General features: G+C 52.3%; 24 protein-coding genes. 8 read left to right on the top strand and 16 right to left on the bottom strand.

What is annotated here, in order from left to right:
• Positions 1 to 13: 13 nt before the first annotated feature.
• From flgK to BLW10_RS03150, 12 genes are all read right to left on the bottom strand, one after another.
• A complete protein-coding gene (gene flgK / locus BLW10_RS03205) occupies positions 14 to 2,161 on the bottom strand; it encodes a flagellar hook-associated protein FlgK (RefSeq protein WP_091332355.1) in 2,148 nt (715 codons plus the stop codon).
• Positions 2,162 to 2,251: 90 nt separating this feature from the next.
• Positions 2,252 to 3,325 carry a flagellar assembly peptidoglycan hydrolase FlgJ gene (gene flgJ, locus BLW10_RS03200; RefSeq protein ID WP_091332328.1) on the bottom strand — a complete coding sequence of 358 codons (1,074 nt, stop codon included), beginning with the start codon at positions 3,323 to 3,325 and terminating at the stop codon, positions 2,252 to 2,254.
• A 32-nt stretch (positions 3,326 to 3,357) separates the two neighbouring features.
• Entirely contained in the window at positions 3,358 to 4,530 is a 1,173-nt protein-coding gene (locus BLW10_RS03195; protein WP_091332353.1) for a flagellar basal body P-ring protein FlgI, read from the bottom strand.
• A 57-nt stretch (positions 4,531 to 4,587) separates the two neighbouring features.
• Entirely contained in the window at positions 4,588 to 5,298 is a 711-nt protein-coding gene (gene flgH / locus BLW10_RS03190) for a flagellar basal body L-ring protein FlgH (RefSeq protein WP_091332351.1), read from the bottom strand.
• Between the two features lie 63 nt (positions 5,299 to 5,361).
• Positions 5,362 to 6,153, bottom strand: a complete 792-nt coding sequence (flgG, locus tag BLW10_RS03185; protein ID WP_091332326.1) for a flagellar basal-body rod protein FlgG — start codon at positions 6,151 to 6,153, stop codon at positions 5,362 to 5,364.
• A gap of 60 nt (positions 6,154 to 6,213) precedes the next feature.
• A complete protein-coding gene (gene flgF / locus BLW10_RS03180) occupies positions 6,214 to 6,954 on the bottom strand; it encodes a flagellar basal-body rod protein FlgF (protein ID WP_091332324.1) in 741 nt (246 codons plus the stop codon).
• Positions 6,955 to 6,983: 29 nt separating this feature from the next.
• The gene (locus BLW10_RS03175; protein WP_091332323.1) at positions 6,984 to 8,837 is read right to left on the bottom strand and encodes a flagellar hook-basal body complex protein; all 1,854 of its coding nucleotides are present in this window, start codon (positions 8,835 to 8,837) and stop codon (positions 6,984 to 6,986) included.
• A 36-nt stretch (positions 8,838 to 8,873) separates the two neighbouring features.
• Complete coding sequence (locus tag BLW10_RS03170; RefSeq protein WP_091332321.1) at positions 8,874 to 9,584, bottom strand: flagellar hook assembly protein FlgD; 711 nt, start codon at positions 9,582 to 9,584, stop codon at positions 8,874 to 8,876.
• Between the two features lie 37 nt (positions 9,585 to 9,621).
• On the bottom strand, positions 9,622 to 10,041 hold the full coding sequence (gene flgC, locus BLW10_RS03165; RefSeq protein ID WP_091332319.1) for a flagellar basal body rod protein FlgC: 420 nt from the start codon (positions 10,039 to 10,041) through the stop codon (positions 9,622 to 9,624).
• A 10-nt stretch (positions 10,042 to 10,051) separates the two neighbouring features.
• On the bottom strand, positions 10,052 to 10,453 hold the full coding sequence (flgB, locus tag BLW10_RS03160; RefSeq protein ID WP_091332318.1) for a flagellar basal body rod protein FlgB: 402 nt from the start codon (positions 10,451 to 10,453) through the stop codon (positions 10,052 to 10,054).
• Between the two features lie 84 nt (positions 10,454 to 10,537).
• Entirely contained in the window at positions 10,538 to 11,410 is an 873-nt protein-coding gene (locus BLW10_RS03155; protein WP_091332316.1) for a CheR family methyltransferase, read from the bottom strand.
• 14 nt (positions 11,411 to 11,424) lie between these two features.
• Complete coding sequence (locus BLW10_RS03150; protein WP_091332315.1) at positions 11,425 to 12,348, bottom strand: chemotaxis protein; 924 nt, start codon at positions 12,346 to 12,348, stop codon at positions 11,425 to 11,427.
• 198 nt (positions 12,349 to 12,546) lie between these two features.
• Here BLW10_RS03150 and flgA point away from each other — a divergent pair, with 198 nt between their 5' ends.
• The 3 genes from flgA to BLW10_RS03135 all read left to right on the top strand — a co-directional run bounded on the left by flgA (position 12,547) and on the right by BLW10_RS03135 (position 14,204).
• Positions 12,547 to 13,272, top strand: coding sequence for a flagellar basal body P-ring formation chaperone FlgA (flgA, locus tag BLW10_RS03145; protein ID WP_091332314.1), 726 nt, complete (start codon positions 12,547 to 12,549; stop codon positions 13,270 to 13,272).
• 114 nt (positions 13,273 to 13,386) lie between these two features.
• Entirely contained in the window at positions 13,387 to 13,698 is a 312-nt protein-coding gene (flgM, locus tag BLW10_RS03140) for a flagellar biosynthesis anti-sigma factor FlgM (protein ID WP_091332312.1), read from the top strand.
• On the top strand, positions 13,695 to 14,204 hold the full coding sequence (locus BLW10_RS03135) for a flagella synthesis protein FlgN (RefSeq protein ID WP_091332310.1): 510 nt from the start codon (positions 13,695 to 13,697) through the stop codon (positions 14,202 to 14,204). The genes flgM and BLW10_RS03135 overlap by 4 nt, the downstream gene beginning before the upstream one ends.
• A 41-nt stretch (positions 14,205 to 14,245) precedes the next feature.
• Here BLW10_RS03135 and BLW10_RS03130 read toward each other — a convergent pair whose 3' ends face one another.
• The 4 genes from BLW10_RS03130 to BLW10_RS03115 are packed head-to-tail and all read right to left on the bottom strand — an operon-like array spanning position 14,246 to position 18,895.
• Entirely contained in the window at positions 14,246 to 15,094 is an 849-nt protein-coding gene (locus BLW10_RS03130) for an MBL fold metallo-hydrolase (RefSeq protein ID WP_091332309.1), read from the bottom strand.
• The gene (locus tag BLW10_RS03125) at positions 15,091 to 17,283 is read right to left on the bottom strand and encodes a multiheme c-type cytochrome (RefSeq protein WP_091332308.1); all 2,193 of its coding nucleotides are present in this window, start codon (positions 17,281 to 17,283) and stop codon (positions 15,091 to 15,093) included. Before BLW10_RS03125 ends, BLW10_RS03130 begins: the two co-directional genes overlap by 4 nt.
• 2 nt (positions 17,284 to 17,285) lie before the next feature.
• On the bottom strand, positions 17,286 to 17,930 hold the full coding sequence (locus tag BLW10_RS03120; RefSeq protein ID WP_091332307.1) for a cytochrome b/b6 domain-containing protein: 645 nt from the start codon (positions 17,928 to 17,930) through the stop codon (positions 17,286 to 17,288).
• A 2-nt stretch (positions 17,931 to 17,932) separates the two neighbouring features.
• A complete protein-coding gene (locus BLW10_RS03115; RefSeq protein ID WP_091332306.1) occupies positions 17,933 to 18,895 on the bottom strand; it encodes a cytochrome c3 family protein in 963 nt (320 codons plus the stop codon).
• Positions 18,896 to 19,198: 303 nt separating this feature from the next.
• Between BLW10_RS03115 and BLW10_RS03110 the strand changes: the two genes are divergently transcribed.
• From BLW10_RS03110 to BLW10_RS03090, 5 genes are all read left to right on the top strand, one after another.
• Positions 19,199 to 20,398 (top strand): hydrogenase small subunit, encoded by a 1,200-nt coding sequence (locus tag BLW10_RS03110; RefSeq protein ID WP_091332305.1) that lies wholly within the window; start codon positions 19,199 to 19,201, stop codon positions 20,396 to 20,398.
• A gap of 3 nt (positions 20,399 to 20,401) precedes the next feature.
• A complete protein-coding gene (hybA, locus tag BLW10_RS03105) occupies positions 20,402 to 21,406 on the top strand; it encodes a hydrogenase 2 operon protein HybA (RefSeq protein WP_091332304.1) in 1,005 nt (334 codons plus the stop codon).
• Positions 21,399 to 22,541, top strand: coding sequence for a Ni/Fe-hydrogenase cytochrome b subunit (gene hybB, locus BLW10_RS03100; protein ID WP_245709062.1), 1,143 nt, complete (start codon positions 21,399 to 21,401; stop codon positions 22,539 to 22,541). Before hybA ends, hybB begins: the two co-directional genes overlap by 8 nt.
• 237 nt (positions 22,542 to 22,778) lie before the next feature.
• Positions 22,779 to 24,482, top strand: coding sequence for a nickel-dependent hydrogenase large subunit (locus BLW10_RS03095; RefSeq protein ID WP_091332302.1), 1,704 nt, complete (start codon positions 22,779 to 22,781; stop codon positions 24,480 to 24,482).
• Position 24,483: 1 nt separating this feature from the next.
• Entirely contained in the window at positions 24,484 to 25,008 is a 525-nt protein-coding gene (locus tag BLW10_RS03090) for a HyaD/HybD family hydrogenase maturation endopeptidase (protein WP_091332301.1), read from the top strand.
• Positions 25,009 to 25,137 lie beyond the last annotated feature (129 nt).

Genomic DNA, 25,137 nt, shown 5'->3' with positions numbered 1-25,137 from the left:
TCACCGCCTAAAATTAGCGCACAGCACCGAGCAGGGCTTCAAACATGGTATTTGAGGTTGCAATGATTTGCGCGGCAGCTTGATAGGCTTGCTGGAAGCGCAACATATTCGCCGCTTCTTCATCAAGATTCACGCCGGATAAGGATTCGCGCTCTTCTTGTGCAGCGGCTAATGCAACTCCGGTGGAATCGCGACTAATTTGTGCGCCACGAGTTTGAGTGCCGACATCAGCCAATAAAGTGTCATAACCGCCTTGCAATGTGGCGCGTCCCTGTAATAGGCGTTCGCCTTGCACATCGGCCATTTCTAAAACATTGCGGTTATCGCCCGGGCGATCTTTGCTTAATTCAACGGTGAATAAGTCGCCATCATCCGGTGTGCCCTTAATATCTAATTCCCAACCCGGGCCGATTAAGGTTGTGACGGCTGGTTGTGGTGCAGTGGCGGCAATGGTGTTGACATTGACATCTAGCACAGTGCCTGCTGTGGGCGTACCCTGAAGTTTTAATTCCCAACCATTTGCTTGAATGGTGGTCGTGCCAGTTGAATCCAACGCGAAGCGTTCTTGACCGACGACAAATTGATTATGGGTTGCGTCAAACTCAACCGCTATCGGCGTGAATAAATCAGCGTCATTTTTATCAAGCACGCGGAATGATTCAACCGTTGCCGAACCAGCAGCAGCGCCATAACTGGTGCTGAGAACATTAAATTCATTGCTCCCCGCATCAAAAACAATGGCTGCTGGTAAATAGCTCGCGGTGGTGACCGGATTACCGGCATCGGTGCTCATGCGCAGATCGGTTAATCGCGCTTCGCCGGTATTCAGGCTGTCGGCTAATGCTCCTGAAGCCGTTGCAAATTTAGCTGGATCAGTAATCGTGACTTCTAATTGCGTAGCAGCATTGCGGGTTGGCTGAATTAACCAAGTATCGCGTTGCACAGCACCAGTCAAGGCATTGGTATCAATGCGCAGTCCATCGCCGATTAAAATATCGGGATCGGTTGCATCAACAGTCAGGGTAACAGTGCTGTCGTCAGATAAGCGCGTTAATTGGAAATTGCTGCCGGTATAATACAGTTGATAATCGCTGGCAGTGAGATCGCTGGTGTCTTCAAAGGTGACAGTTGGTACGGTATCGGCGCTATTGCGCATCGACGGATAGACGCCAATGTCGGGCAGCTCAAATAAATCGCCACCAATTTCGCCATCTTGATCGAGACCGAGGCCGTTTTGCTCATTAAAGCGGCTGGCCATATTCAGCGCCATCAGTCCAAGCTGATTCTGTGCTTTATCGAGTAACTCGGTGCGGGTTTCGAGCAGTCCGCCGATTTCACCGCCGGTCACAAAGCGCGTGATATTGACTGGCTCTTCATTGTGCGGCAGTTTTAATCCGATAGAGGGATTAGCTGGATCGCCGGACAGATTAGAAAAACTTAATTCGGTTGCACCGCTCCCGACAACAAGCGGCTGGCCATTGCCAATAAAGACATGAATCGTATTATTGTCTTGGGTGACACGCGCAATATCGACCTTTTCGGCCATTTTGCGCAATACGGTATCGCGGGTGTCAAGTAAGTCGTTGATTGGATGACCATCCGTAGTGCGGGCGGCAATCTGTTCGTTGAGTTCGGCAACCGATTGAGCGTATTGATTGAGTTCTTCGAGTGAATTTTCGAGCTGGCCGTTGACTAATTGACGCTGTTCATCGAGTCGCGTATTGATTGACTCAAAACGACCGGCCAAACTCTCGGTTTGATCGAGTAAGACTAAACGCGCTGCGGGCGCAGTCGGATCGCTGGCGACATCCTGTAGCGCCGAAAAAAAGTTTTCTAAAGTCGGGGCTAATCCGGTGCTTTCATCGGCGAGTAAATTATCGATTCGCTCGGCATAGGCGGCACGAATTGAGGCGCTTGAATGATCGCTCAGGCGGGTGCGTACTTGATTGTCAATTAAATCATCTTGCAAGCGGCGGATGGTTTGGACATTCACGCCCGTGCCTAAATAACTGCCGCCGAGTCGCAGTGGATCTTTGGGCACCAATTCGACACGCTGACGGCTATACCCTTCAGTGGCGGCATTGGCAATATTGTGACCGGTCGTGGACAGGGCGCGTTGGAAAGCCTGTAGACCGGAAAGACCGGTACTCAAAACGCTCATGCCAAACTCCGTGTAATTTAGATGATGGATGACGGCTAGATGCAGTGCCAATCAGATGCCGTCTCGTTAAATGAATATGTTTGTTGCGTTTTAACCGCTAACTGGCGTATCGGCAGGCGCAGTAGAAACTTGAGTTTCTGGAATAGCATTGGGTGCAGGTTTTGGGGCGCTATCGGGAGCAATCAATGCGCCAAAGGCTAAAATGCGCTCGCGTAAGCCGAGCACTTTATTCGCATAACGCGGATCGGTGGCATAGCCGGCATGTTGTAAACCGCGAATAAAGTCTTCAGCGGTGCGGCTTTCGAGTGCATTGCCATAACGCGGATTGCGTTTTAAAAATGCGACATAATCAACGAATGATTCTGCCGGATTTGAATAAGCACGAAATCGCGCTTGTTCACGTTGTGCAATACCATTGCGATATTCAAGCGTCCCCACACCAACGCTGTCACCATTCCAGCGACGATCTGCTTTAATACCAAATAAATTAAAGCTACTGCGTCCATCGGCGTGGCGCGGAATATGCCGTCCCCAGCCGGTTTCTAGCGCACTTTGCGCTAATAACACGGTGGTATCCATGTTGAGTACATCCGCCGCTTGTTTAGCATAGGGCTGGAGATAAGCGACAAATTCTTCGGCATTGCGCGGCGGCCAGCGGCCCTGAATCGACAACGGCGGTAGCTGGGCAAACAGCGCCTCGGGTGAGTTGGCGTCTGCTGCGGCAGTGTCGGCGGGTGCGGTGCGTCGCAGGGGTTGCAGCAGCCGATTGCGTTCGGGAACTGGGAGCGTTGCTGGATCGACGCTGTTTTGTTGGCGGGCGGTGCCGTTAGGATCAAGTTGGCGCAACAATGCCGTGCGCACACCTAAGCCCAATCCTGGGCCGTTGCTCAAGGCTGAGGTCAGTTGTTGATCGTAGAGATCCTGATATAACTGGGTTTGTGCTGAGTCAAACAGCCCGCCGCCCAGCGATGTGCTGGAGCGCATCTGTTTGACCATCTGCCCCAATAGCAGCGACTCAAACGCCCGCGCCGCCGCATCCAGCCCCTCGGGACTGTTATCACGCGCTGCCCGCGCCAGCCCGCTGTACGTGGCTGGATCGACTACCAGCCCAGAGGTCAGCGGCTGACTGGTCGGCAGATTCGGCAGAGTCGCACGCTGCAACATGGTATTTTCTCCTAGCGCCTAGCGCCTAGCCCCTAGATCACCACTAATTCCGCTCGCAACGCGCCTGCTTCGCGCAGGGCTTCGAGAATGGCGACCAGATCGCCCGGAGCCGCGCCGACTTCGTTGACCGCTTCAACGATGTCACCCAGCGCCGTACCCGGATTAAACAGGAACATGCGATTTCTATCTTGCTCAACGCCAATTTGCGTCTGCGGTGTGATCGCTGTTTGACCGCCTGCCAGCGCGTTCGGCTGAGTAACCTGCGGGTCTTCGCTAATCATCACCGTCAGACTGCCATGCGTGATGGCAGCGGGCCGCACCGTGACGCCCGCGCCCATCACCACGGTGCCCGTTCGCGCATTGACCACCACCCGCGCTGGCGGCTCGGCGGCTTCGAGCGTGAGGTTTTCGAGCATAGCGATAAAGGCCACGCGCTGATTCGGGTTGTTGGGCGCACGCACGCGCACGGATGAACCATCGACGGCCTGGGCAGCGCCACCACCAAAGCGGTTATTGATGACATCAGCGACGCGATAGGCATTAGTGAAATCAGGGCGATGCAAATTGAGCGTCAGTTCTCCGCCTTCACCGAAATTGGTCAAGACTTCGCGCTCGACGGTGGCCCCATTCGGTACGCGCCCAACGCTGGGCACATTGACCGTGACGCTACTGCCGTCCGCGCCTTCCACACCAAAGCCGCCGACCGCAAGATTACCCTGTGCCATCGCATACACCTGACCATCCGCGCCCTTGAGCGGTGTCATCAACAGCGTGCCGCCGCGCAAGCTCTTCGCATTGCCGAGTGAGGAGACGGTGACATCGAGACGCTGTCCGGGTTTGGCAAAGGGCGGTAGATCAGCGGTAATCATGACGGCCGCGAGATTTTTCGTCTGCGGATTGACACCTTCGGGCATGGTCACGCCGAGTTGTCCGAGCATGTTTTTTAGGCTTTGGGTGCTAAAAGGCGCTTGTGTGGTTTGGTCACCCGTGCCATTGAGACCAACCACCAGACCATAGCCGATCAATTGGTTATCGCGCACGCCGCCGATGGTGGCCAGATCTTTGATGCGTTCTTGGCCCTCACCATTCCAATTGCCGAAGCGGTTCCCAGTGGTGTCATCATTGCCCGCAAAGGTGCTCGTCGCAAAGATAATCGCGACACAGCTGAGTTGCAGCGCCCAGCGCGTTATCGAAAAGTGGAACATCGCATGCGTCCTGTTCAATAATGAGCGTGGCCAAATCAGCGCAATCAGCTCAAGCAATTAAATCGGCCAGATCGGGCTATTAAAGAAGCGCGATAACCAGCCGGGCGTATTACTGTCGCGCAGTGCGCCGGTGCCGCCGTAATACAGCTCGACATTGGCAATCTGCGTCGAGGGAATCGTATTATAGGGTGAAATATCCACTTGACGCACAATTCCACGCAAGCGCAGATATTCATTGCCTTGATTGATGCCGAGCCATTTTTCGCCCTGAATAATCAGATTGCCATTGGGCAAAACCTCGGCGACAGTCACCGTAATTTCACCGCTGAATTGATTGCTCTGTGCGGCATTGCCCGCGCCGTCGAATGTCCGTCCGGCTTCGGTTTCGAGTCCGATAATCGCCCCGCCTTTGTTGAGCAGTGGCCGCCCCGCGACCGTGATATCAGGCAAACTCATCTCGGCGCTTGAATCCTTGCTCAGTGAGGTCGCCGACGATTTTCTGGCATTGGTTTGCTCGTTGAGAATAACCGTCAAAATATCGCCAACGCGATTGGCTTTGTGATCCTCAAACAACGCTGCACCGACGCTCGGCTGAAAGATCGCGCCATTATTAGCAGCGGCTGGGCGCGGTTCGGGTGGTGCAACGGGGCGATATTCAGGCGAATCGCCGGGCTTGGGTGGATTGAGCGTCTCGCACCCAGCAAGCAATACCGCGATTAACAAACTAGCGGATAAACGAAGCGTAGCGTTCACAGTGTTAGCATCCATTTCTGAATCAATCATGCGACTGCTGGATTTCAGAAATGCATCAACTACGCCAATCATCTGCGCTCACCGTGCAAGATTATTATTAACGAATTGGAGCATCGAATCAGCGGCCGAAATCGCTTTAGAATTAACCTCATAAGCGCGTTGCGTTTCGATCATATTCACCAATTCTTCGGCCATATTCACATTGCTGGTTTCCAGCGAACATTGCACCACGGTACCGACGCCATTTTCGCCCGGATTGCCTTGCTGGGGTGCGCCCGATGCAGTGGTTTCGCGGAATAGATTTTCACCCAGCGGTTGCAGCCCAGCCGGATTGATAAAATTGGCCAGTTGAATTTGACCGATTTGGACGCTTTCAATTTCGCCCGGCAATTTAACGGATACCGTGCCATCTTTGCCGACAGTTAAACTTTCGGCATTTTCGGGCACAACCAGTCCGGGTTGCAGGGCATAGCCATTGGACATCACAACTTCGCCATTGGCATTGAGCTGAAAACTGCCATCGCGGGTATAACCGACCTCACCGCCGGGCATGAGGATTTGAAAAAAACCATGCCCTTCAATGGAAACATCAAGCGGGTTGGTGGTTTGAATAAAATTCCCTTGCGCGAAGTTTTTTTGCGTGGCGACAGTGCGCACGCCAGCGCCAATCGTTAAACCAGAGGGGAGTTGTGATTCTTGGGTAGCTTGCGCACCGTGTTGACGACAACTGTAATAGAGCAGGTCTTCAAAAACGGCGCGGCCTTTTTTAAAGCCGGTGGTATTGACGTTGGCCAAGTTATTGGAGACCACGGACATGCGGGTCTGCTGGGCGTCAAGGCCGGTTTTGGCAATCCAGAGTGCAGGGTTCATGGTGTTAATTCCTGATTTGATTCTGGTGATAACGCTTGCGCTGTGTCACCAGAAAATCTTTTAGCTAGTCTCTAGCAAGCGATTATGATTTTTTTCGACATTATTCGCCGCTTCCATCATTTTGATATGGGTTTCAAAGGTGCGCGAGAGTTCAATCATTCGGGTCAGCGCGGCGACAGTATTGACGTTGCTGGTTTCGATCATGCCGCTGGCAACGCGCACGGTCGCATCGAGTGGCGCTCCTCCGCCGTCTGGGTCGCGGATGAGTCCGTCGAGGCCGCGTTGTAGATTTTTGGTGTCCGGTTTAACGAGGCGCAAACGGTCAACAGCGGCCAGCGCATTGGCGGCAGCTCCGGCGGGGCGAATGGTGATGGTGCCGTCAGTGCCGATGGTCAGGCTTTCGTGTTCGGGAATGGTGATCGGGCCGCCTTCGCCGAGCACGGGCAAGCCGCGTTCGTTGCGCAGCACGCCAGCGGCGTCGAGTTGCAGATTGCCGGCGCGGGTGTAGGCTTCGCTGCCGTCGGGGGCTTGCACGACGAGGAAACCTTCGCCCTGAATGGCGACATCGAGGTCACGGCCAGTGGTTTGCAGGGTTCCGGCGCAGAAGTCGATGACTTGGTTGCCGACCTGTACATAGTCGCGGGAGTCGTAAACGGGGCCGCGATCCGGTGCGTTGTAGGCGTAGGCCAACGCTTGCCGAAAGCCGGTGGTGTTGGCGTTGGCCAGATTGTGGGTGTTGATGGTTTGCGCGATGGCTGTTTCCTTGGCACCGGACATCGCAAGATACAAAAAACGATCCATTGGTCACAGCCCTCGCGCTGGGGTGGCGATTAACGCATGTTGATAACGGTTTGGGTGATTTCGTCGGCTGCCGAAATGGTTTTAGCGTTGGCTTGATAGCTACGCTGGGCTTTAATCAAATCAACCAGTTCAGTGGCGAGATCGACGTTTGAAGATTCAAGGGAACAGGATTGAATGGTACCCAAGCGACCACTGCCCGGAATATCGGTTACAGGTTCACCGGATGCTTGCGTTTGCACCCAAAGGTTATCACCGACCTGTTTGAGTCCCTGCGGATTTTTGAAGCTGGTTAAGGGAATTTGCCCCAGAGCGCGTTGTTGGCCATTGGTGTAGCGGGCTGATAAGACGCCTTCTTCATTGACGCCAAAGTCAATCAGATTACCTGTAGTATAGCCATCTTGAGTTAAATCATTGATGGAATAATTTGCCCCAAACTGCGTTAAATTCGACAAATCGAATTTAATTTCACCTGTGCCTAATCCAGTATCTGCATCAATCGGGCCGATGGTTCCGCCATTGAGCGGTGCATAGCGAGTTAAATCGAATTTCAACTCAACCAACGAAGCCAGTGGATTGCTGTTAATTAAATTCTCTCCGTTGGAGAGTTCGGTTTTATCGTCAGCAACAGCTTTTAGATTACCATTGGTATCGAACGCTAAAAACACCGGGCCTTTGGGGCCGGTTGCGTCAACTTGCCCTTCCATTTGAAAGTAAACTTCCCATACGCCAGGATCGGATTCTGGTGGTGCTGCGTTATTGGTATTTTCTGCACGGCGATAATACGCTGTGACATTTCTGGCTGCGCCAAGCGAATCATAGAGCGTGATAGTGGTTGAATAACTGTAAGTATCTGGATCATTTTCATCAAATGGCGCATGAACCATTTCAGGAATCTCAACTATTGCAGCATTCTGAATTTCGGCAGTTGTAGGCGCGTTACCAGTGACGGCTTGATTAATAGCAAGACCCGCTAGTGGAATTGTTACTGTTGGTGTACCATTAACAACGGTAAAATTTAAATCTGCTGGTGTTGCCGTTAAAACACCGGTTGCATTAACAGATGTTCCAGCAACTGGCCCTTGAGAAAGGGGCGTTCCAGTTGAGCCTTTTATTGTGTAGTAAATATTCCAAGTGCTATCTGTAGTAGGAGGGCCTCCCGTTTCCCCTGTTTTTACATAATATGCCGTAACTTCTCGATTTACTGGAGTTGTTTGGTCATCTGGTGCAGTAAAAGTCTTCTTATAACTATATGTACTTGAATCATTTGGATCAAACGTAGGCACTTCATTTGCCCCTGATGGCGATGGAACAAGAATTAACTCCGCTTCTGAAGATAAATTGACATCAGAATAAACAACTGAAGACGCTTTTGGCTGCAAACCGCTAAATTCGAGTTTGAGACCGGACAGCTCTTTATTAAAAACCGGATTGGCTTCGCCAACTTCTAAATCTGGATCGACTTTTTCAAGATCGTCAGGATTGTAAGCATATCCATCGCTGTTATCAGCGCGAGGATACCCCAGCAACCGCGCCCCGGCATTGGTAACAATATAACCCTCATTATCAACGCGGAAACTGCCATCACGCCCATAGGCTAAATTGCCATCATCTTCAACAGCAAAAAAACCCTCACCGCTGATCGCTAAATCCAGTGAACTTTTCGTCTGCTCAATCGTCCCCTGATGAAACTGCTGGGCAACACTAGCTACCCGCACGCCGGTTCCACTCGACGCAATACAGCCTCGGAACTGACCATAGACATTCGCAAATTCCGCCCGCGACTCTTTGTAGCCAGTTGTTGCCGAATTAGCAATATTATTACCCGTAACAGCTAAATCCTTCTGTGCTGCATAGAGACCGCTTAAACCGATATTGAATGACATGACCAGACCCTCATTAAAAAATGGAAGACACGCGAATTAGCGAACCTGTTTCACACTGTCAAAACTCACCCGGCCCATCCCCTGCACCTCCAGCATTAAACCGGCGGCATCGGTGGATACGCTACGCACCTGACCTGTCAGCAATGGCGTCAAGGCAGCGCTGGATTCATCCTCTGCACCCGAGGATTGCGCCGTGATGCGAAATTCATAGCTGCCAGCCGGTGCTGCCGTGCCATTCGCCAACACGCCATCCCACTCGAATTCCTGAAGCCCAGCACTCAACGCGCCCAACTCCAGCGTATCGACTAAGGCACCGCTGTTGCTATAAATATCGACACGCGCATGATTTGCCGAGGATGTTAATTCGACTGCCCCGCGAATTGCCTGCCCCTCAGCACTCAATTCAGCGGTACTCGACGGTACTAACACCTCTTTGCCGACTAACGTCGCTGCCGTCAATGTCTGACCTTGCAACAGCGTCTGCGACAAAGACGCAAACGACTGTGATAATTCTTGAATCCCCGTCAGCGTCGAGAACTGCGCCATTTGCGCGATATAATCCTCGTTGCTTACCGGATTCGTCGGATCTTGCGTCGTCAACTGGGTAATCATCAACTTCATAAAATCCGATTGATCTAAATCGGTTTTACCCTTTGATGATTCACTCGCCATAGTTGTCGATTCAGCCGCCGTTCCATAACCGCTTAATCCGTATTGCTTCAGATAATCGGAATTGATGTCAGCCATCGCCTTGACTCCTTAAAAAAGTAGGTCGCTTCATGCCTCAGCGTTGACCAATTTGCAAGGTGCGCTGTAATAACGCCCGCGCCGTTGTTAATACTTCGACATTGGCTTCATAACTGCGCGACGCTGACATCATATTCGCCATTTCCTCAACCACATTCACCCCGGGCCGAAAAACATAGCCCTCTTCATTAGCATGTGGATGATGCGGTTCATACGCCGGAATTGGATCACATTTATCATCGACAATATCGCGCACGCGCACCGGCATCGCCACGCCATTGGGATCAGCAGCATCCAGAACCGTTTGAAACACCACATGCTTCGGCTTATAAGCGTCTTCGGGTTTTGAAGCTGTCGTTGAAGCATTCGCCATATTCGAGGCAATGGTATTCAAGCGTACCGATTGCGCAGTCAGCGCCGAAGCTGATGTATTAAAAATGCGAAACAGCGTACTCATTGCTCACTCCTCACTCTTTACTCATTGCCTTGCGCAAACTCGCCACTCGCCGATCCAGAAATTCGAGCGTGCTTTGATAGTGCGTGGTGTTTTCAGCAAAGGCCGCCCGCTCTAATTGCGGATCGACCGTGTTACCATCGAGCGCCGGTTGCGCCGGAATGCGATAGAGCAAATGTGGCTGAATAGCTTTGTTGATTTTATTCGTCAAATGACTCGGCGCTGTAGTCACCAACTTGAGTTCATCCGAATAGCCTTGTAACTCTTGCAGCACCTGCGTAAATGAAAAGTCACGCGCTTTATAATTCGGCGTATCAACATTGGCGAGATTAGAGGCCAGCAACTCGGCGCGATGGGCTTTAATCAGCATCGCCGAGGGCAGAACTCCGAGGGCTTTATCTAATGAAAGACTCATGACAGGCGCGATCCGCAGAGTAATTTGCCAAGCATGAATGCAATGAAAATGCCAATGCCAGCTTGCGCGGGAGCACGGATCACATTAACCGAGATGGGTTTTTTTATGACTGAGCGGACTGGGCGTACTCGCTGCTGCCGCACCGCGCCGCCGCAAGACGCTGCCGAGTGGCGTGCGCACCATCTCAAACGCATCGGTGTATGAACTGGCCGATTCAGATGCGCCGATGAACAGATAGCTGCCTGGATCCATCTGGCGGGCAATGCCGTCAAAGATTCGGCGCTTAGTGTCGGCTGAGAAATAAATTAGCACATTGCGGCAAAACACGATGTCGAATTTGCCGAGTACGGTGTATGAATCCAATAAATTCAGCTTCTGAAAGCGCACGCGCCGCTGAATATCGGGCTTGATTTGATGACCATTCGGGCGCGTATCGAAGTATTTCTGACGCCGTTCTGGGGTCAGACCGCGCACGATACTCAGCCCGTCATAGACCCCAGCCCGCGCATCGGCGAGCACGGTTTCGGACAGATCGGTCGCGACAATACTCACCGGCGTGAGCTTGGCTGTTGGCACGGTGGCTTCCCACTCAGCGGCCACCATCGAAATGCTATACGGCTCCTGACCGCTGGAACAGGCGGCTGACCAAATACGAATCGGTCGCTTGCGAGCCGCCAGTTCTGGCAACAGGATCTGACGCAAAATCTCAAATGGATAACTATCCCGAAACCAAGAGGTTTCGTTCGTCGTCATCGCGTCGATAACGCGCGATTTGAGCGTTGGACTTGCTGAATGGCGCAGAGCGCGTAGCAAATCCTCGACTTTGGTGTAACCGAATTCACCGAGCAGGCGCGATAACCGGCTGGCGACGAGATACTGACGGTTTTCACCCAGCACCAGACCACAGTAGTCGGCGAGAAACCGCGAAAACTCAGCATAATCCTGCGCATCAATCACGAACAAACCCCATCTCAGTCATGCCGTGTGTATTTAAGCACAATCGCGCCCAGTTCGTTCGGATCGAACTTGGCCAGAAAGTCGTCAGCCCCAGCGCGTTTGACCATATCAACATTGAATTGACCACTCAGCGACGAATGCAAAATCACGTTCAGATGTTGGAGTTTACTGTTTTCGCGGATTTTGCGGGTCAGGGTGTAACCGTCCATGCGCGGCATCTCGATGTCGGCAATAATCATCTCGATGGACGCATCGACCATATCGGCTTCGGCCAGCTCTTCTAAATATTCTAGTGCCGCTTTGCCATTAGAGCGGCTTTCGGTACGAAAACCGAGTTCATGGATCGAGCGTTCGATCTGCTTGCGGGCGACCAGCGAGTCGTCTACAACTAGGATACAGCGCGGGTGCGGCATGACCTCAGCTTGGGTAATCATCTCATCTGAGACATCCAGCGGCAGATGATTGATCTGCGCAAAGACGCGCTCGACATCAATAATTTCGACCAAATGCCCGTCTACTTCGGTGACGGCGACCAGATAGCTTTCGCGCTCGGTGCCACGCGGCGGCGGTTTGACCGTCTCCCAGTTGACGTTGACGATCCGATCAACGGCTGAGACCCAGAAGCCTTGCACCGAGCGATTAAACTCGGTAACGATGACTTTTGCATCTTGATTTGGATCGACCGACAATGGACTAAACCCAATCGCCCGCGCCAGATCAATAATGGACACCGTGCGCCCGCGAATATTTGCCACGCCGCACACCAGCGGACTTGATCCGGGCAGATGGCGGAGGGTTGGCTTGCCGATGACCTCGCGTACCTTAAAGACATTGATGCCGAAGACCTGCCGCGTGCCGAGATAAAACAGCAGCAGCTCCATGCGGTTTTGTCCAACAAGGCGGGTGCGCTGATCAATGTCTTCGATAAATTGGCTCATTTCGCCCAGACCTGATGATCGGTATGTGAATACAGATTGCGTCTCACGCAGCGGCTGTATGGCAGTGTAGCAGTCGTTGGCCTAGTCGATGTCCACGAACCTGCACCGTTCGTCTGGCATGACACAACCGATACACCGTACAAAACGGCGTGTTTTATGCATAATTTCAGCCAATCCGTCACGCGAGGATGCTTTCTTATGACCGAACACCCACCGCGCCGACTCTGGGTCAGCCTACTTGTTTGGCTGGTGGTGAGCGCCGCGCAACCTGCGCTGACTTGGGCCGCGGATTTGGAAGCTATCGAGCGCATTTTGAATACGGCCCGTGCGTTCGCGTTGGCGAATGTCGAATTTGTCGAAGGTCAAGAGGTTGAAATCAACCTTGGACAACTCGACAGCCGCTTGCAACTGCGCCGCTGTGACCATCCGCCCGCCGCGCAATTTGCGCCTGGGGCGCGGCGTGAAGGCCATACGACGATCAATGTTCGCTGTTCGGCACCGGTGAGTTGGTCGCTCTTCGTTCCGGCGCAGATTGAACGGCATTTAATGGTTGTGGTGCTGAACCGTCCGGTTTCCCGCGAACAGATCATTGATTACGACGATATCCGACTCGAACGTCAAGCCGTTTCGAGCCTGACCAATGGGTATTTCACCGAAGCGACCGCCGTTGTTGGGATGGCAGCGGATCGGCGCTTAATGCCTGGACAGGTGCTCACCAGTGACCATCTTGTTGCCCGACAATTGATCGAGCGCGGTCAAGAAGTGCTCATCATCTCCGAACGCCCAGGGCTGGTAGTGCGCATGAAAGGCATTGCCTTAGAAGGTGGCGCAAAAGGCGAGCGGATTCGCGTGCGCAATCGCACTTCCAAACGCATTATCGAAGGCTATGTCGAAGCCTCTGGAACGGTGCGCGTGGCGCTATAATCACGATCACGCCTACCACTGCTTCACACAATCCCAGCGCCGCGCTGATATTACAGTTTTTCAGCGTAACGCCGATATTCATAGGCGTAACCCAATCGACTTTGGACTCAGCCCATGGATATCAAGCTTCCCGTTGGAAATGCTATACACGCCAATGGGTCGGCTGTGGGAAGCAAGCCGCGTAGCGGCCCGTCCTCGCCGACCGATGATCCGCATGTTACCCGCTCTAGTCCGGGCACGGTTGAAGAATCCGTGACTCTGACAGACACGGCTAAAACCCTGCGCTCACTACGCGATGACTCCCGCGACGCCCCAGTGAATCACCAGCGCCTACAGGCGATCAAGACAGCCGTGCAGGAAGGTCGTTATGTGATTGACGATCAACGGGTTGCGCAGCGGATGTTAGAAGAGGAATTTGCGCTTTGACCACCCCTGATCCCAGTCCCGCACCGCGCCTCACCGCTGCTGATCTGGCTAGGCTTGCGGCGTCGCTTGATCGCGCCATAACCGATATGGCGCATTTAGAAGAACTCATGCTTGAAGAATTGCGCCTGCTAGAAGCGCGTGAAGTCGAGCAATTACAGCGCATTCTCAACGACAAGCAACAGCTCACCGCCCGACTGGCAATAGAAACACAGCATCAGCAACAGTGGGTCGAAGCGGCTGGGTTCAGCTTTACACCTGCGGGTGTCGAGCGTTTTACTCAGACCTATGCGGACGCCGAAACCTTTGGCCCGCGTTGGGCGACGCTGCTCGACTGCACGCGACGCTGTAGTCTGTTGAACACCCAAAATGCACGCACCGTCGAGCGTCATTGGCGGCGCGTAACAGCGACGTTAAAGCTGCTTCAGGGTGAAGATGCCAGCACGACCTATGATCCGCGAGGCCGAACGGCGCGTGGGCAGCGTGGGCGCACGATTTCTCAGGCTTAAACTAAAGACAACCAAAGATTTTTTCTGCGTATTCCGCGCTTTCAGCGGCCAATCATCGAATTATCAAAGCAATGCCGAGTGCCAGCCGGTGATTCACGGAACTGACGCGGAAAATGCTGACGCAATAAACACATTGCCGCCAATCCCGTGCAATGATTCGGCGCGAGATAATCAACCTCGAATCCAGCCAGCGCCTGCACAGTGAAATCCAGACGCTCGGCAGTAGCGCGTAATAAATGCGTTCCACCTAAAACCGCATGAATCGGGCGTCCGGGCACAAGCGTTTGCACATAATCAAGCGTATTAATTAACCCCGAATGCCCACAGCCGAGCACCACAACTAATCCAAGCGGCGTATCAATAATTAACGCTTGATCGTCGGGCAGCGTATCAATTTCAGTACATGTCGCATCACGATAAAACGGGCCACCCGTATCTTCAAGCGCATGACGGCGCGGAATTTCACCGCTTAACCACAGACCAGACCGAATTTCAACCGGCTCACGGTTAGCAATAAGCTGCCGCACCCGAGATCGCAGTCCATCCAAATCAGTCATCGGTGCACCAATTGCCCGCCCATCACGATTGAATTTTGGTGCCAGTGCTGCCGGATGTAAATAAAGGTCAACCGCGCCACCCGTGATTTCAATGACTGCATCCAATCCGCCAGTATGATCGTAGTGCCCATGACTGAGCACAACTGCTGTCACCCGTTCAAGCGCAATTCCAAGCCGCGCCGCATTCTGTCGCAGCGTTAATCCCTGTCCGGTATCAAGCAACAGGCACTGTTCATCGGCTTCGATAAACAAGGATGCGCCATGTTCACCCAATAATCCGGGCGCACTAGCAACATTCTCAACCAGTTGCGTAATCACTAAGTTTTGAATCATGGTGCAACTGACTCCGGCGCAGCAGTGGTTAATGTCGTGACCGATGGTTTTCTGAGCAGCGCCGGATCTTGTAATTCAGCAATGCGCTCGGCGGTATAACCGAGTAATTTGAAATCCATAATGCCATTGGGCGCATGACAAGCGGCGCAATCATGGCCTTGACGCTGAATACCGTGATTAACCATCAGCGTACCCATTTGGCGCATCCAATGCGGCTCAACATTGACAAGCTGGTCATTGACGAGCGGATAAATCGTTTTCCAGCCGCCGCTGACGCCGAAATAGGCCATAAATTCATCCATCATATAGCGCTTGAATGGCTCTTGATACATACGTTGGACAATCGGATCTTGAATTGCCCGTTTAACAGATGCCGCTGTATCGCCGGTTTCATAATAGATGTTGTAATCAAATGGCAGAATCATTGCGCCAAATGGCCCTTGATTTGACATATCTTCATACATCATCGCATTAAAAAGCTTAAATGGATAAATCCGGCTCTTTCCGTCATTCATCGCTGTACGCAAATTAGCTTGAATCATTGCCCGCCGCTGTTCTAATAATTCAGGCGAAAGCTGCGACAATGGATCAGTAGCCATTTGAACATAGCGTTCAATATCAATAGCTGGATACTGCTGTTTGAGTTCCGTCGCTTTGGCACGTACCGCCGCAATCACCTCGGAATCGTCAATACGGGCAATCTGCTGCATCAACGGATCATAGGTGTCAGACCCATTCGGATTATTGCCGAGCGCATTGGCCAAAAAGGTGCCATTGCCGTTGAACCAAAGATAGGTAAAACCTTTACCTGGCTCACCAGAACGATACACATCAGTCGGCTCCCAGATGCCCTCTTCAGCATCCCAAGTCGGATGCACCCAATCACGCAACACGACGTTGTTATCTTCCAAACGTGGAATATGGCAGGTCTCGCACGCGAGCCGCGCAATATGGCCGTTCAGTAAGGCCTTGTTTTCTGAAGCATTATGCGGAGCGCGACCGTGACAGGTCTCGCACGACACCGTTTTGTCAGGCAGATCGTTCGCGACCAGATCGACGCCCAGCCGTCCACGCGGAATCTTATGCCCTTCAGGGCGGTGACAATCCGTACACTGAATGCCCGCAGCGGCGTGCGCGTCATCTGCGGGGCTGAACGGATTGCCGCGCTTGGCCCCGCGATGCAGCAGCCGTTGATGTTGATAACCGAGGGCTTGCGCGGCGTCGTTATGTGCATAGGCATCGCCGCCCATATTATGTTGATGGCAGCGCAAACAGGTTTCTGAACTAATCGGCGCGACGGTGAGCGCGGCGCGTAAACTACGATCTTGATTCCAGCGCAAGCCGTATTCATCGCGGATTACAACACGCTGATTCATGTCGTAATGAGCAGCATGACAAATTAAACAGTCGATTCCCTCTTTCGCCATATCGGGCACATCACCGACCGGCATCATTTTTTCGGTTGCCGGTTGATAATTACCGCCGATATGACACTGACCGCAACCTTCACTGCGTAGCACGACTTCTCCATTCGATCCGTGTTCGGGATGACTGCTAATCAGTGCTGCCCAACCTGTCCAAGTAAAGCTGCCAGGAATACCGCAGGCGCGGTCAATTTTACCGACTGGGATTTTATGTGGGCCAGCATTTACCTGCCGTCCATCATAGCCATAGGTCGAAAAGCCGCCCGCCATGGTCTGGAATTTAAAATGCACCGAATTAACCAAATCATCGAGCGTATTGACGGTCGAGCGCGTGCCATCGGGATGATCGACTTCAAGCGTTGCGTGACAGGTTAAGCAAGTTTTTGGGCCTTCATATTGACGAATCCCGGCTTCACGGAAATATTTGATATGGCGCGGCTCGCTGTCGCGGATGAATGATTCTGTATTCATCAGCATCTCAATTTTAACTTCACGAGCGAACGGGTTTTGATCGACCGCGACGACAGCTTCTGCTTTGAGCCGGCGTGCGTCTTCACTTAATGATTGCGCAAGCGCCTCAAATTCGACATCAGTGAGTCGCTTACTCGTGTCATAGGTTAAAGGCGCATTGGTTTTGCCGACATAGGCATCAAAAATGATGGGATATAAAAACCGATACGCAAGTGCCAACGCGATCAAGACACCGATGCCAATGAATAAGCGACGGGTATATTTTGGGTCAAGCATAGTGGCGATAGGATTCATAATTATTGCGCCTCCTGATGCGAGCTGGAATGCGGCGCATCTTCACGATGCCAGCCGGTGAGCATAGCGCGGAGATTGGTCGTAACGGTTTCGCCGGTGGTAATAATGTACATGTGAACCAGCAAAAAAAGCACCAGCGCATACGCAAGGGTTAAATGCGCCATCGCTATCAGCCACACGCTCGGCAAGCCGAATAGCGTTTCCGGCAATGATACTGAGAATAAAAATGCCCAGCCGCTCATGATTAACAGCGGCATTAAGCCATACATGACGCCTAAATAACTAAGCTGCTGGAGCGTATTGAGCTTCATCTCGGCTGTGACATGAAAAGGATGCGGGGCATTATGAAAAATGCCGTAGCCGTAATATTGCGCTTGCGCAAACAGCCGCGTAAAAAAGCCTGACCACTGAACGCGATAATGGCGACCATTGTCGGTGGTGACATTACCGATAACAAAGCCGATCCAACCTACTGTCAGCAAAATACCGGCGGTGTTATGCACGGTGACGGCGCGATCAAATGGCATCAGCCAACCACCGCCAGCAAAGTGCATACTCGCGCCGGTATACATCAGCACGATAAATAATAGGGCGTTGAGCCAATGCCAGGCACGCACCCAGCGCGAATAGAGATAGAGTGCGCTCATGACTATTGCTCCAATTGATGCTGGCGGAAACGCCGATAAGCACGATAACGGCCCCAGCCATGCGCAATCAATACGCATAGCGTGAGACCCATCACACCTAACCCCAATGCGTCAAGCAGCGGACTGCGACTCATGCCGACAACATAGGATTGATTTAATATGGCTTTTGATAACCAACCGCTATTTTCTAAATCGGTTGCTGACCGATATTGATAGAGTCGCTGTAATAACCGTTGCTCTTGAGAATGACAGTTGACGCAATCGAAATTGCTGTCTTTGCCGGCGAGCAATTGATGCGAAACCGGTTGCCCAAGATCGGTCAGCGGGGTATGACACTCGAGACACCGCACCGCTTGCCAATGCTTATCGCGTTTCGGTAACCAGAGATGTGCGGTGCTATATGGCTCGCGGATTTTGCTATGACAGGATAAACATAGTTGATTATCTGAGCGCACGATTTCGGCAATTGGCTGGCCGATTGCTGAATTGCGAAAGGTGTGGGGATCATGGCAGTGATGGCAATTAAATCCCTTGACCTTTGGCGAATCGGAAGTGGCGTGAATACTGCGGGCAAATTCCTGCTCAATCGTCTGAAAACGATAGGCTCGCTCGTGTGCATCCGGTTGATCTTCATGACAGCCGACGCAATCCAGCCGCTGCGCGAGCGCCGCCGCTGGATGCGGATATTGACCAAAATCACCTTGATGACAGTCGATACACGGCACTTCAGCGTGCGCCGAATGGCCGAATTGCTCGCCATTGACATGCAGATCGACCAGCTCGCCGCTCTGTGGGTCACGATAGGCCAGCGTTTCCATGCGATGACAGCGCAGGCAATCGCTGTTATCAGTGCCAAGCTGCCCGTGAATTGCGGCGGTGCTAGTCGATGAGGTGCCGAGCAACGCGCTCAGGAGCACAGCTCCGGCGAGCCAGCCGCTGGCCCTTTTGGTTAGTCGATTGTGCATGAACGCCCCCGTGTGTGCAGTGTTCGCTCGGCGCAGTGTTCGGCCTATTTGCAAGCGCCCAGTCCAATATTCCACAGCAACCTTAGTCCAACGTGTGCGCGGCGACCACTGCCAAACGTCGGGTCATTGACCAAGATCAATATTTTGTTTGATTCGGTTAGACAACCGGTTCAACTCTGTCTATAAGATAATCAGAATATAAAAATATAAAACAATACATGACGATTTTACTTGCAGATTCACTGACACATTGATCAACCCAGATCAACCCATATCCCGCCGTCTTGCGGGGAGGTTTATCCGATGAACGCCGCCCGTGATCCAGCTTCTATCGAGATTGGCCCGCGTCTGGCCGATCAGCTTGCATTGCGCGGCGTCAGTCGTCGCGGTTTTATGCAGTTTGCATTGGGACTAACGGCGGCAATGGGCTTGCCGTTCGGCATGTCGCAACAGGTGTTAGCGGCTATTGAGGACACCACTGGTCGGCCGGCGGTGATTTGGCTGCATTTTCAGGAATGCACCGGCTGTACTGAGTCGCTGTTGCGGGCGACGCATCCGACGGTTGAGTCACTGATTCTGGATTTAATTTCGCTCGATTATTCCGAGACCTTATTAGCTGCTGCCGGTCATCAGGCTGAACAGGCGCTGGCTGATTCCATTGAACGCAATAAAGGCCGCTTTATTCTCGTCATCGAAGGATCAGTGCCGATGCGCGATGGCGGGATTTATTGCAAGGTGGCTGGCAAAACGCCGCAACAGATGCTGCACGAGATCGCCCCACATGCCGCTGCTGTGGTGGCGATTGGCTCCTGTGCCTCTTGGGGCGGAGTGCAGAGCGCAGCGCCCAATCCAACTGGCGCGGTCGGCATTCCCGAGGCGCTGCAACGCGAAGGGATTACCCGCACCGATGGGGCCGCATTGCCGGTGATTACCCTGCCCGGCTGTCCGGCGTCGCCCTATAACCTGCTCTCAACTGTACTCTACTATCTGACCCTACAGAAACTGCCCGCGCTTGATGCCAAAGGTCGCCCGCTGTTTGCCTATGGGCGCTTAATCCACGACAACTGCGAACGCCGTCCACATTTCGATGCGGGGCGGTTTGCCGAACAATTCGGCGATGATGGGCATCGACAGGGCTGGTGTCTTTACAAACTTGGTTGCAAGGGGCCAGAGACGCACGCCAACTGTCCGGCAATTGAGTTCGGCGATGTCGGCGGCAACACCTGGCCAGTCGGCATCGGGCATCCCTGTTTCGGCTGCACTGAACAGGGCGTTGGCTTTCATAAGGCGCTGCATGAACAAGCCGAGGTCGAATCGGTGACGCCGCCGGCCTTCTTCCCCGAAGTATTTGCCGAGCATCCGGGCGGAGCGACGCTTGCTGGCGCTGCCGTTGCTGGCGCGATTGGCGGCGGGGCGCTGGTTTATGCGGTCAGCGCCGGGCAGAAGCTGAAAGCGGCGGAGGCGGCTGAGTCCAGTGCTGCTGCTGAGTCGGAAGCGAGGTGAGCCATGAACACGAATCGGCGTGATTTCCTCAAGGTCGCGCTGGCCGGTGCGGCCACCGCCCTAACCACGAACACAGCACAGGCGCGTCCGCCCAAAGATCTGCCGCCGGATGCGGTCGGCATTCTCTATGATGCGACCCTGTGTATCGGCTGCAAAGCGTGTGAAGTCGGCTGCAAAAACGCCAACGCGATGCCGACCATCACCGATCCGGCGCTGGAACAGGCCAAAGATGTTCACGCGATCTGGGATGCCAGCAGCGATCTGGACAGCCGGAATCTGAACAAAATCAAAGCCTTTGCGCAAGGCACGGCAGCAGTCAAAGATCGCGAACAGGACGGCTACAGCTTCATCAAACGCGCTTGTATGCACTGCGTCGATCCCGACTGCATCTCGGCCTGTCCGGTCAGCGCCCTGACCAAAGATCCGCTCACCGGCATCGTCGGCTATAACCCAGATGCCTGCATCGGCTGCCGCTATTGTCAGCTTGCCTGCCCGTTCAATATTCCCAAATTCGAGTTCGACAAACCGTTTCCGAAGATCGTCAAATGCGAAATGTGCCGTCATCTACAGGCGCAAGGCGAGATTCCGGCCTGTTGCGCGGCCTGTCCGACGGGGGCGAGCCTCTTCGGGCGCGTGTCTGATTTGTTGCAAGAAGGGCAGCGACGGCTGAATTTACCGCCGGGCACCTATCAGGATTATCCACTGCATCGCCTAGATTCTGGTCAACAGCGCAGCGCCGAGGTACGCGGCTATCACCCGCATCTGTACGGCGAAACCGAGACCGGCGGCACCCAATATCTGCTGCTCGCGGGCGTGCCGTTCGAGAACTTAGGACTGCCAGCATTGGGGCCAGAGTCAAGCGCCCAATTATCCGAGACCATTCAACACACGCTCTATCAGGGCTTGGCGGCTCCGACCCTCTTGCTCGGCGGATTAGTGTATACCGTGTACCGGCGCACCGAAGCCGAGCGGCACGCCGATGATGTCGAGGAGCGCCGCCATGACTAATATGACTGAAGTGTATCGTCCAATCGGCGGGCGACTGCTCACCCGTCATTTTTATTTTCTCGCCGTATTAGTATTGATCGGCGCGTATTTTACTCTGCGCCGCTTTATCTTCGGGATCGGCGATGTTTCCAATTTAAGCGACGGTTTTCCCTGGGGAATTTGGATTACCTATGATGTCGTGAGCGGCACCGCGATTGCGTGCGGCGGCTATGCGATGGCGCTACTGGTCTATATTTTTAATCGCGGGCAATTTCACGCGATGATTCGGGTCGCGCTCTTAGCCAGCGCATTCGGTTATACCTTAGCTGGCGCATCAATTCTGGTCGATGTCGGGCGCTATTGGCAGTTATATAATGTCTTTCTACCGCAATACATGAATCTTAATTCCGTCATGCTCGAAGTTGCACTCTGCGTGACACTGTATACGCTGGTATTGTGGATTGAATTTTCGCCCGCGATTCTCGAAGCAATGCGGGCCAAGCGTGCTCTGCGCTTCGTGCGTCATGCGCTGTTCTTTTTCATTGGGCTAGGCATTTTATTGCCGACTATGCACCAATCTTCGCTTGGCTCACTGCTGATTATCGCCGGACACAAAGTTCATCCGCTTTGGCAAACACCGATTATTCCGCTGCTCTTTCTGATTACAGCAATCGCGATGGGCTATGGCATAGTGGTGTTTGAATCACTCTATGCCGCTGTAAATTTAGGGCGACGGCTAGAAACGGATTTGCTCTCGCGCATCGGGGCAATTATTCCCTGGCTGCTGAGTGTCTATCTTATCATTCGGCTTGGGGAATTAGCGATCAGCGGCGATAGCGTCTATCTATGGCAACCCGGTCTTGAACCCTGGCTATTTATCACCGAGATTGCGTTATTTTTGTATGCGATCTGGATTTTATTTGATGCTAAAAAACGCCAGCGTCCAACCCAACTATTTTGGAGCGCATTAGCGGTTGTGCTTGCTGGGACGCTATATCGCTTCGATGCGTTCTTAATTGCCTACAACCCTGGCCCAGGTTGGCATTATTTCCCAGCGGTCGGCGAAATGATGATTACCTTAGCGATTATTGCATTCGAGGTGATGGCGTATCTGTTTTTTGTCAAAAAGACGCCGATTTTGGCGGCTGATAGCTAGTAGCTTTTGATTTGAACCGCAAAGGCGCAAAGTGATTTAAAATAAGAATTAGACAGGATTTACAGGATGATTCAGGATTCACAAGAAATTTTCAGAAAATATTTTAATTAAATTTAATTAAATAAATTAAAATCCTGTTAATCTTGAGACATCCTGTAAATCCTGTCTAATTATTCAAAAACTTTGCGTCTTTTGCGGTTCAACAACTCTCTTATCACCCATTCGGAGCATTAAACCGTGACAAGCACACGAATCAGCGTTGATCCAGTCACGCGGATTGAAGGCCATCTGCGTATCGACTGCGATATTCAAGACGGCAAGGTCGTCAATGCCTGGTCAAGCGGTCAAATGTGGCGCGGTATTGAGACTATTTTAATTGGACGCGATCCGCGTGATGCGTGGCTATATACCCAACGCATTTGCGGCGTCTGCACCACGGTTCATGCGATTGCTTCGGTGCGTGCGGTTGAAGATGCTCTAAAACTAGATATTCCACTTAACGCCCAGTTAATTCGGAATTTAATTATCGCCGCGCATGGCATTCACGATCATATCGTACATTTTTATCATCTCTCTGCGCTTGATTGGGTTGATGTTGTTTCAGCATTACAAGCCGATCCACAGGCAACCGCAAAGCTGGCACAAAGTTTATCAGACTGGCCCAATAACAATGCGCGTCATTTTGCTGAAGTTCAGGCGCGAGTGAAACGCTTTGTCGAGAATGGTCAGCTTGGCATCTTTGCGCATGGCTATTGGGGCCATCCGGCAATGAAGCTCCCGCCCGAAGCGAATTTAATGGCGGTCGCACATTATCTGGAAGCAATGGACTATCAGCGTAAATCTAATCAAATCACCGCTATTCTTGGCTCCAAAACTCCACATATTCAAAATTTAGCTGTTGGCGGTGTCGCAAATGCGATCAATCCTGACGATCAATCGACGCTTAATTTAGAGCGATTAGCCTATATCCGCACTCTTATTGATGAATTGGGCGCATTTGTGCGTCAGGTCTATTTACCGGATGTGATCGCGATTGCCGCACTCTATGCGGATTGGCTGCCCTATGGTGCGGGCGTGATGAATTATCTCTCTGTGCCTGATTTTCCGCGCAACACAGCAGGAACCGACTTTGCAATGCCTGGTGGTTATATTCCCGCCGGCGATTTAACGCGCTTTCAAGCGATCCAGCAATTCGGTGATCCCTTCTTTGAGCAGCATGTCAAAGAAAGCATTAAGCACAGTTGGTATCAAGGTGATTGGACGCGCTCACCCTATCAGGGCGAAACCATACCCGCTTACACTGATTTTCAAGAAACCGCCGCGTATTCGTGGGTTAAATCACCGACTTTTTTAGATGAACCAGCGCAAGTTGGCCCATTAGCCAATGTCTTAGCAATGGTCGCCGCCGGTCATTCAGGTACCATCGGTTATCTCACTGATGCGCTGAAGCGAATTGGTGCGCTGGCAGGCACTGAAATACCAATGACTGCCCTACATTCATCGCTTGGGCGTCATTTGGCACGGTGCATTCGTACCCAAGTGCTTTATGATAATTTGATTGAGCATTATGATGCGCTCGTTGCTAATATCGCAGGCGGCGATTACACCAGCTTTAATGCGCCGGTCTTTCCGAAAGGCGAGCAAATGGGCTTTGGTTTTCATGAAGCACCTCGCGGCGTGTTGTCGCATTGGATTGTCATTGAAAACGGCAAAATCAAAAATTATCAAGCTGTGGTGCCTTCAACTTGGAACGCCGGGCCACGCAATCAAAATGATGCACTTGGGCCGTATGAAGCCGCATTGCTGGATAATCCGATTTTAGAAGAATCGCGCCCGCTAGAAGTTTTGCGCACTGTGCATTCTTTTGATCCGTGTTTAGCCTGCGCTGTGCATTTGCATGACAACGAACGCCGCGAGATTGTGCAGGTACGGGCGCTTTGAGATGACAGTCAATGCCAACGCGCAATCAAATCCAAGCACCGATATTTTGTTAATTGGTTTAGGGAATGTATTACTGAGTGATGAGGGTATCGGTGTGCATATTTTGCGTCAGCTCGAACGTGATTATCGCTTTGAGCCGACGATTATGCTGATTGATGGCGGCACTTCGGGGTTGGATTTATTGCCATTATTTGCTGAATATCGGCGTATTCTGATGATCGACGCGATAGCATGTAACGCTGCGCCGAGTCATATAACTGTTTGGCGAGATGCTGAAATTCGTCGGGCGCTGAATCCGAAACTCTCCGTGCATCATTTAGGTATATCCGATTTATTGGCACTGGTCGAGCTACTTGATTATAGCCCGCATGAAATTGTGCTAGTCGGTATTGTGCCGGAATCGCTGGAATTGGGCGTCGAATTATCGCCAACGGTTGCTAGGGTGATTCCAACGGTGATTGCACAGGTGCGTGAAATTATGAATGGCTGGGGGGTTGCGGTATTAGAACAGTCTATCGTTGATTAAGTTGAATCGCAAATGCGCAAAGTACACAAAGTTTTTTAAAAATTAGACAGGATTTACAAGATACTTCAAAATTGACAGGATTTTAAAATGATTTATTAAAATCAAATCTTGTTAATCCTGAATAATCCT

Source organism: Allochromatium warmingii (assembly GCF_900107145.1).
Classification (GTDB): Bacteria; Pseudomonadota; Gammaproteobacteria; order Chromatiales; family Chromatiaceae; genus Thermochromatium; species Thermochromatium warmingii.
This window is presented reverse-complemented; position numbering and strand designations above follow the sequence as displayed.

Excerpts from the sequence above, each read along its gene's own strand:
- flgF (WP_091332324.1), bottom strand. The coding sequence starts at position 6,954 with ATGGATCGTTTTTTGTATCTTGCGATGTCCGGTGCCAAGGAAACAGCC.
- hybB (WP_245709062.1), top strand. The coding sequence starts at position 21,399 with ATGACTAATATGACTGAAGTGTATCGTCCAATCGGCGGGCGACTGCTC.
- BLW10_RS03175 (WP_091332323.1), bottom strand. The coding sequence starts at position 8,837 with ATGTCATTCAATATCGGTTTAAGCGGTCTCTATGCAGCACAGAAGGAT.
- flgG (WP_091332326.1), bottom strand. The coding sequence starts at position 6,153 with ATGAACCCTGCACTCTGGATTGCCAAAACCGGCCTTGACGCCCAGCAG.
- BLW10_RS03170 (WP_091332321.1), bottom strand. The coding sequence starts at position 9,584 with ATGGCTGACATCAATTCCGATTATCTGAAGCAATACGGATTAAGCGGT.
- BLW10_RS03090 (WP_091332301.1), top strand. The coding sequence starts at position 24,484 with ATGACAGTCAATGCCAACGCGCAATCAAATCCAAGCACCGATATTTTG.
- flgB (WP_091332318.1), bottom strand. The coding sequence starts at position 10,453 with ATGAGTCTTTCATTAGATAAAGCCCTCGGAGTTCTGCCCTCGGCGATG.
- BLW10_RS03110 (WP_091332305.1), top strand. The coding sequence starts at position 19,199 with ATGAACGCCGCCCGTGATCCAGCTTCTATCGAGATTGGCCCGCGTCTG.
- flgK (WP_091332355.1), bottom strand. The coding sequence starts at position 2,161 with ATGAGCGTTTTGAGTACCGGTCTTTCCGGTCTACAGGCTTTCCAACGC.
- BLW10_RS03125 (WP_091332308.1), bottom strand. The coding sequence starts at position 17,283 with ATGAATCCTATCGCCACTATGCTTGACCCAAAATATACCCGTCGCTTA.
- flgA (WP_091332314.1), top strand. The coding sequence starts at position 12,547 with ATGACCGAACACCCACCGCGCCGACTCTGGGTCAGCCTACTTGTTTGG.
- hybA (WP_091332304.1), top strand. The coding sequence starts at position 20,402 with ATGAACACGAATCGGCGTGATTTCCTCAAGGTCGCGCTGGCCGGTGCG.
- flgM (WP_091332312.1), top strand. The coding sequence starts at position 13,387 with ATGGATATCAAGCTTCCCGTTGGAAATGCTATACACGCCAATGGGTCG.
- BLW10_RS03120 (WP_091332307.1), bottom strand. The coding sequence starts at position 17,930 with ATGAGCGCACTCTATCTCTATTCGCGCTGGGTGCGTGCCTGGCATTGG.
- BLW10_RS03115 (WP_091332306.1), bottom strand. The coding sequence starts at position 18,895 with ATGCACAATCGACTAACCAAAAGGGCCAGCGGCTGGCTCGCCGGAGCT.
- flgC (WP_091332319.1), bottom strand. The coding sequence starts at position 10,041 with ATGAGTACGCTGTTTCGCATTTTTAATACATCAGCTTCGGCGCTGACT.
- flgJ (WP_091332328.1), bottom strand. The coding sequence starts at position 3,325 with ATGTTGCAGCGTGCGACTCTGCCGAATCTGCCGACCAGTCAGCCGCTG.
- BLW10_RS03130 (WP_091332309.1), bottom strand. The coding sequence starts at position 15,094 with ATGATTCAAAACTTAGTGATTACGCAACTGGTTGAGAATGTTGCTAGT.
- BLW10_RS03195 (WP_091332353.1), bottom strand. The coding sequence starts at position 4,530 with ATGTTCCACTTTTCGATAACGCGCTGGGCGCTGCAACTCAGCTGTGTC.
- flgH (WP_091332351.1), bottom strand. The coding sequence starts at position 5,298 with ATGGATGCTAACACTGTGAACGCTACGCTTCGTTTATCCGCTAGTTTG.
- BLW10_RS03150 (WP_091332315.1), bottom strand. The coding sequence starts at position 12,348 with ATGAGCCAATTTATCGAAGACATTGATCAGCGCACCCGCCTTGTTGGA.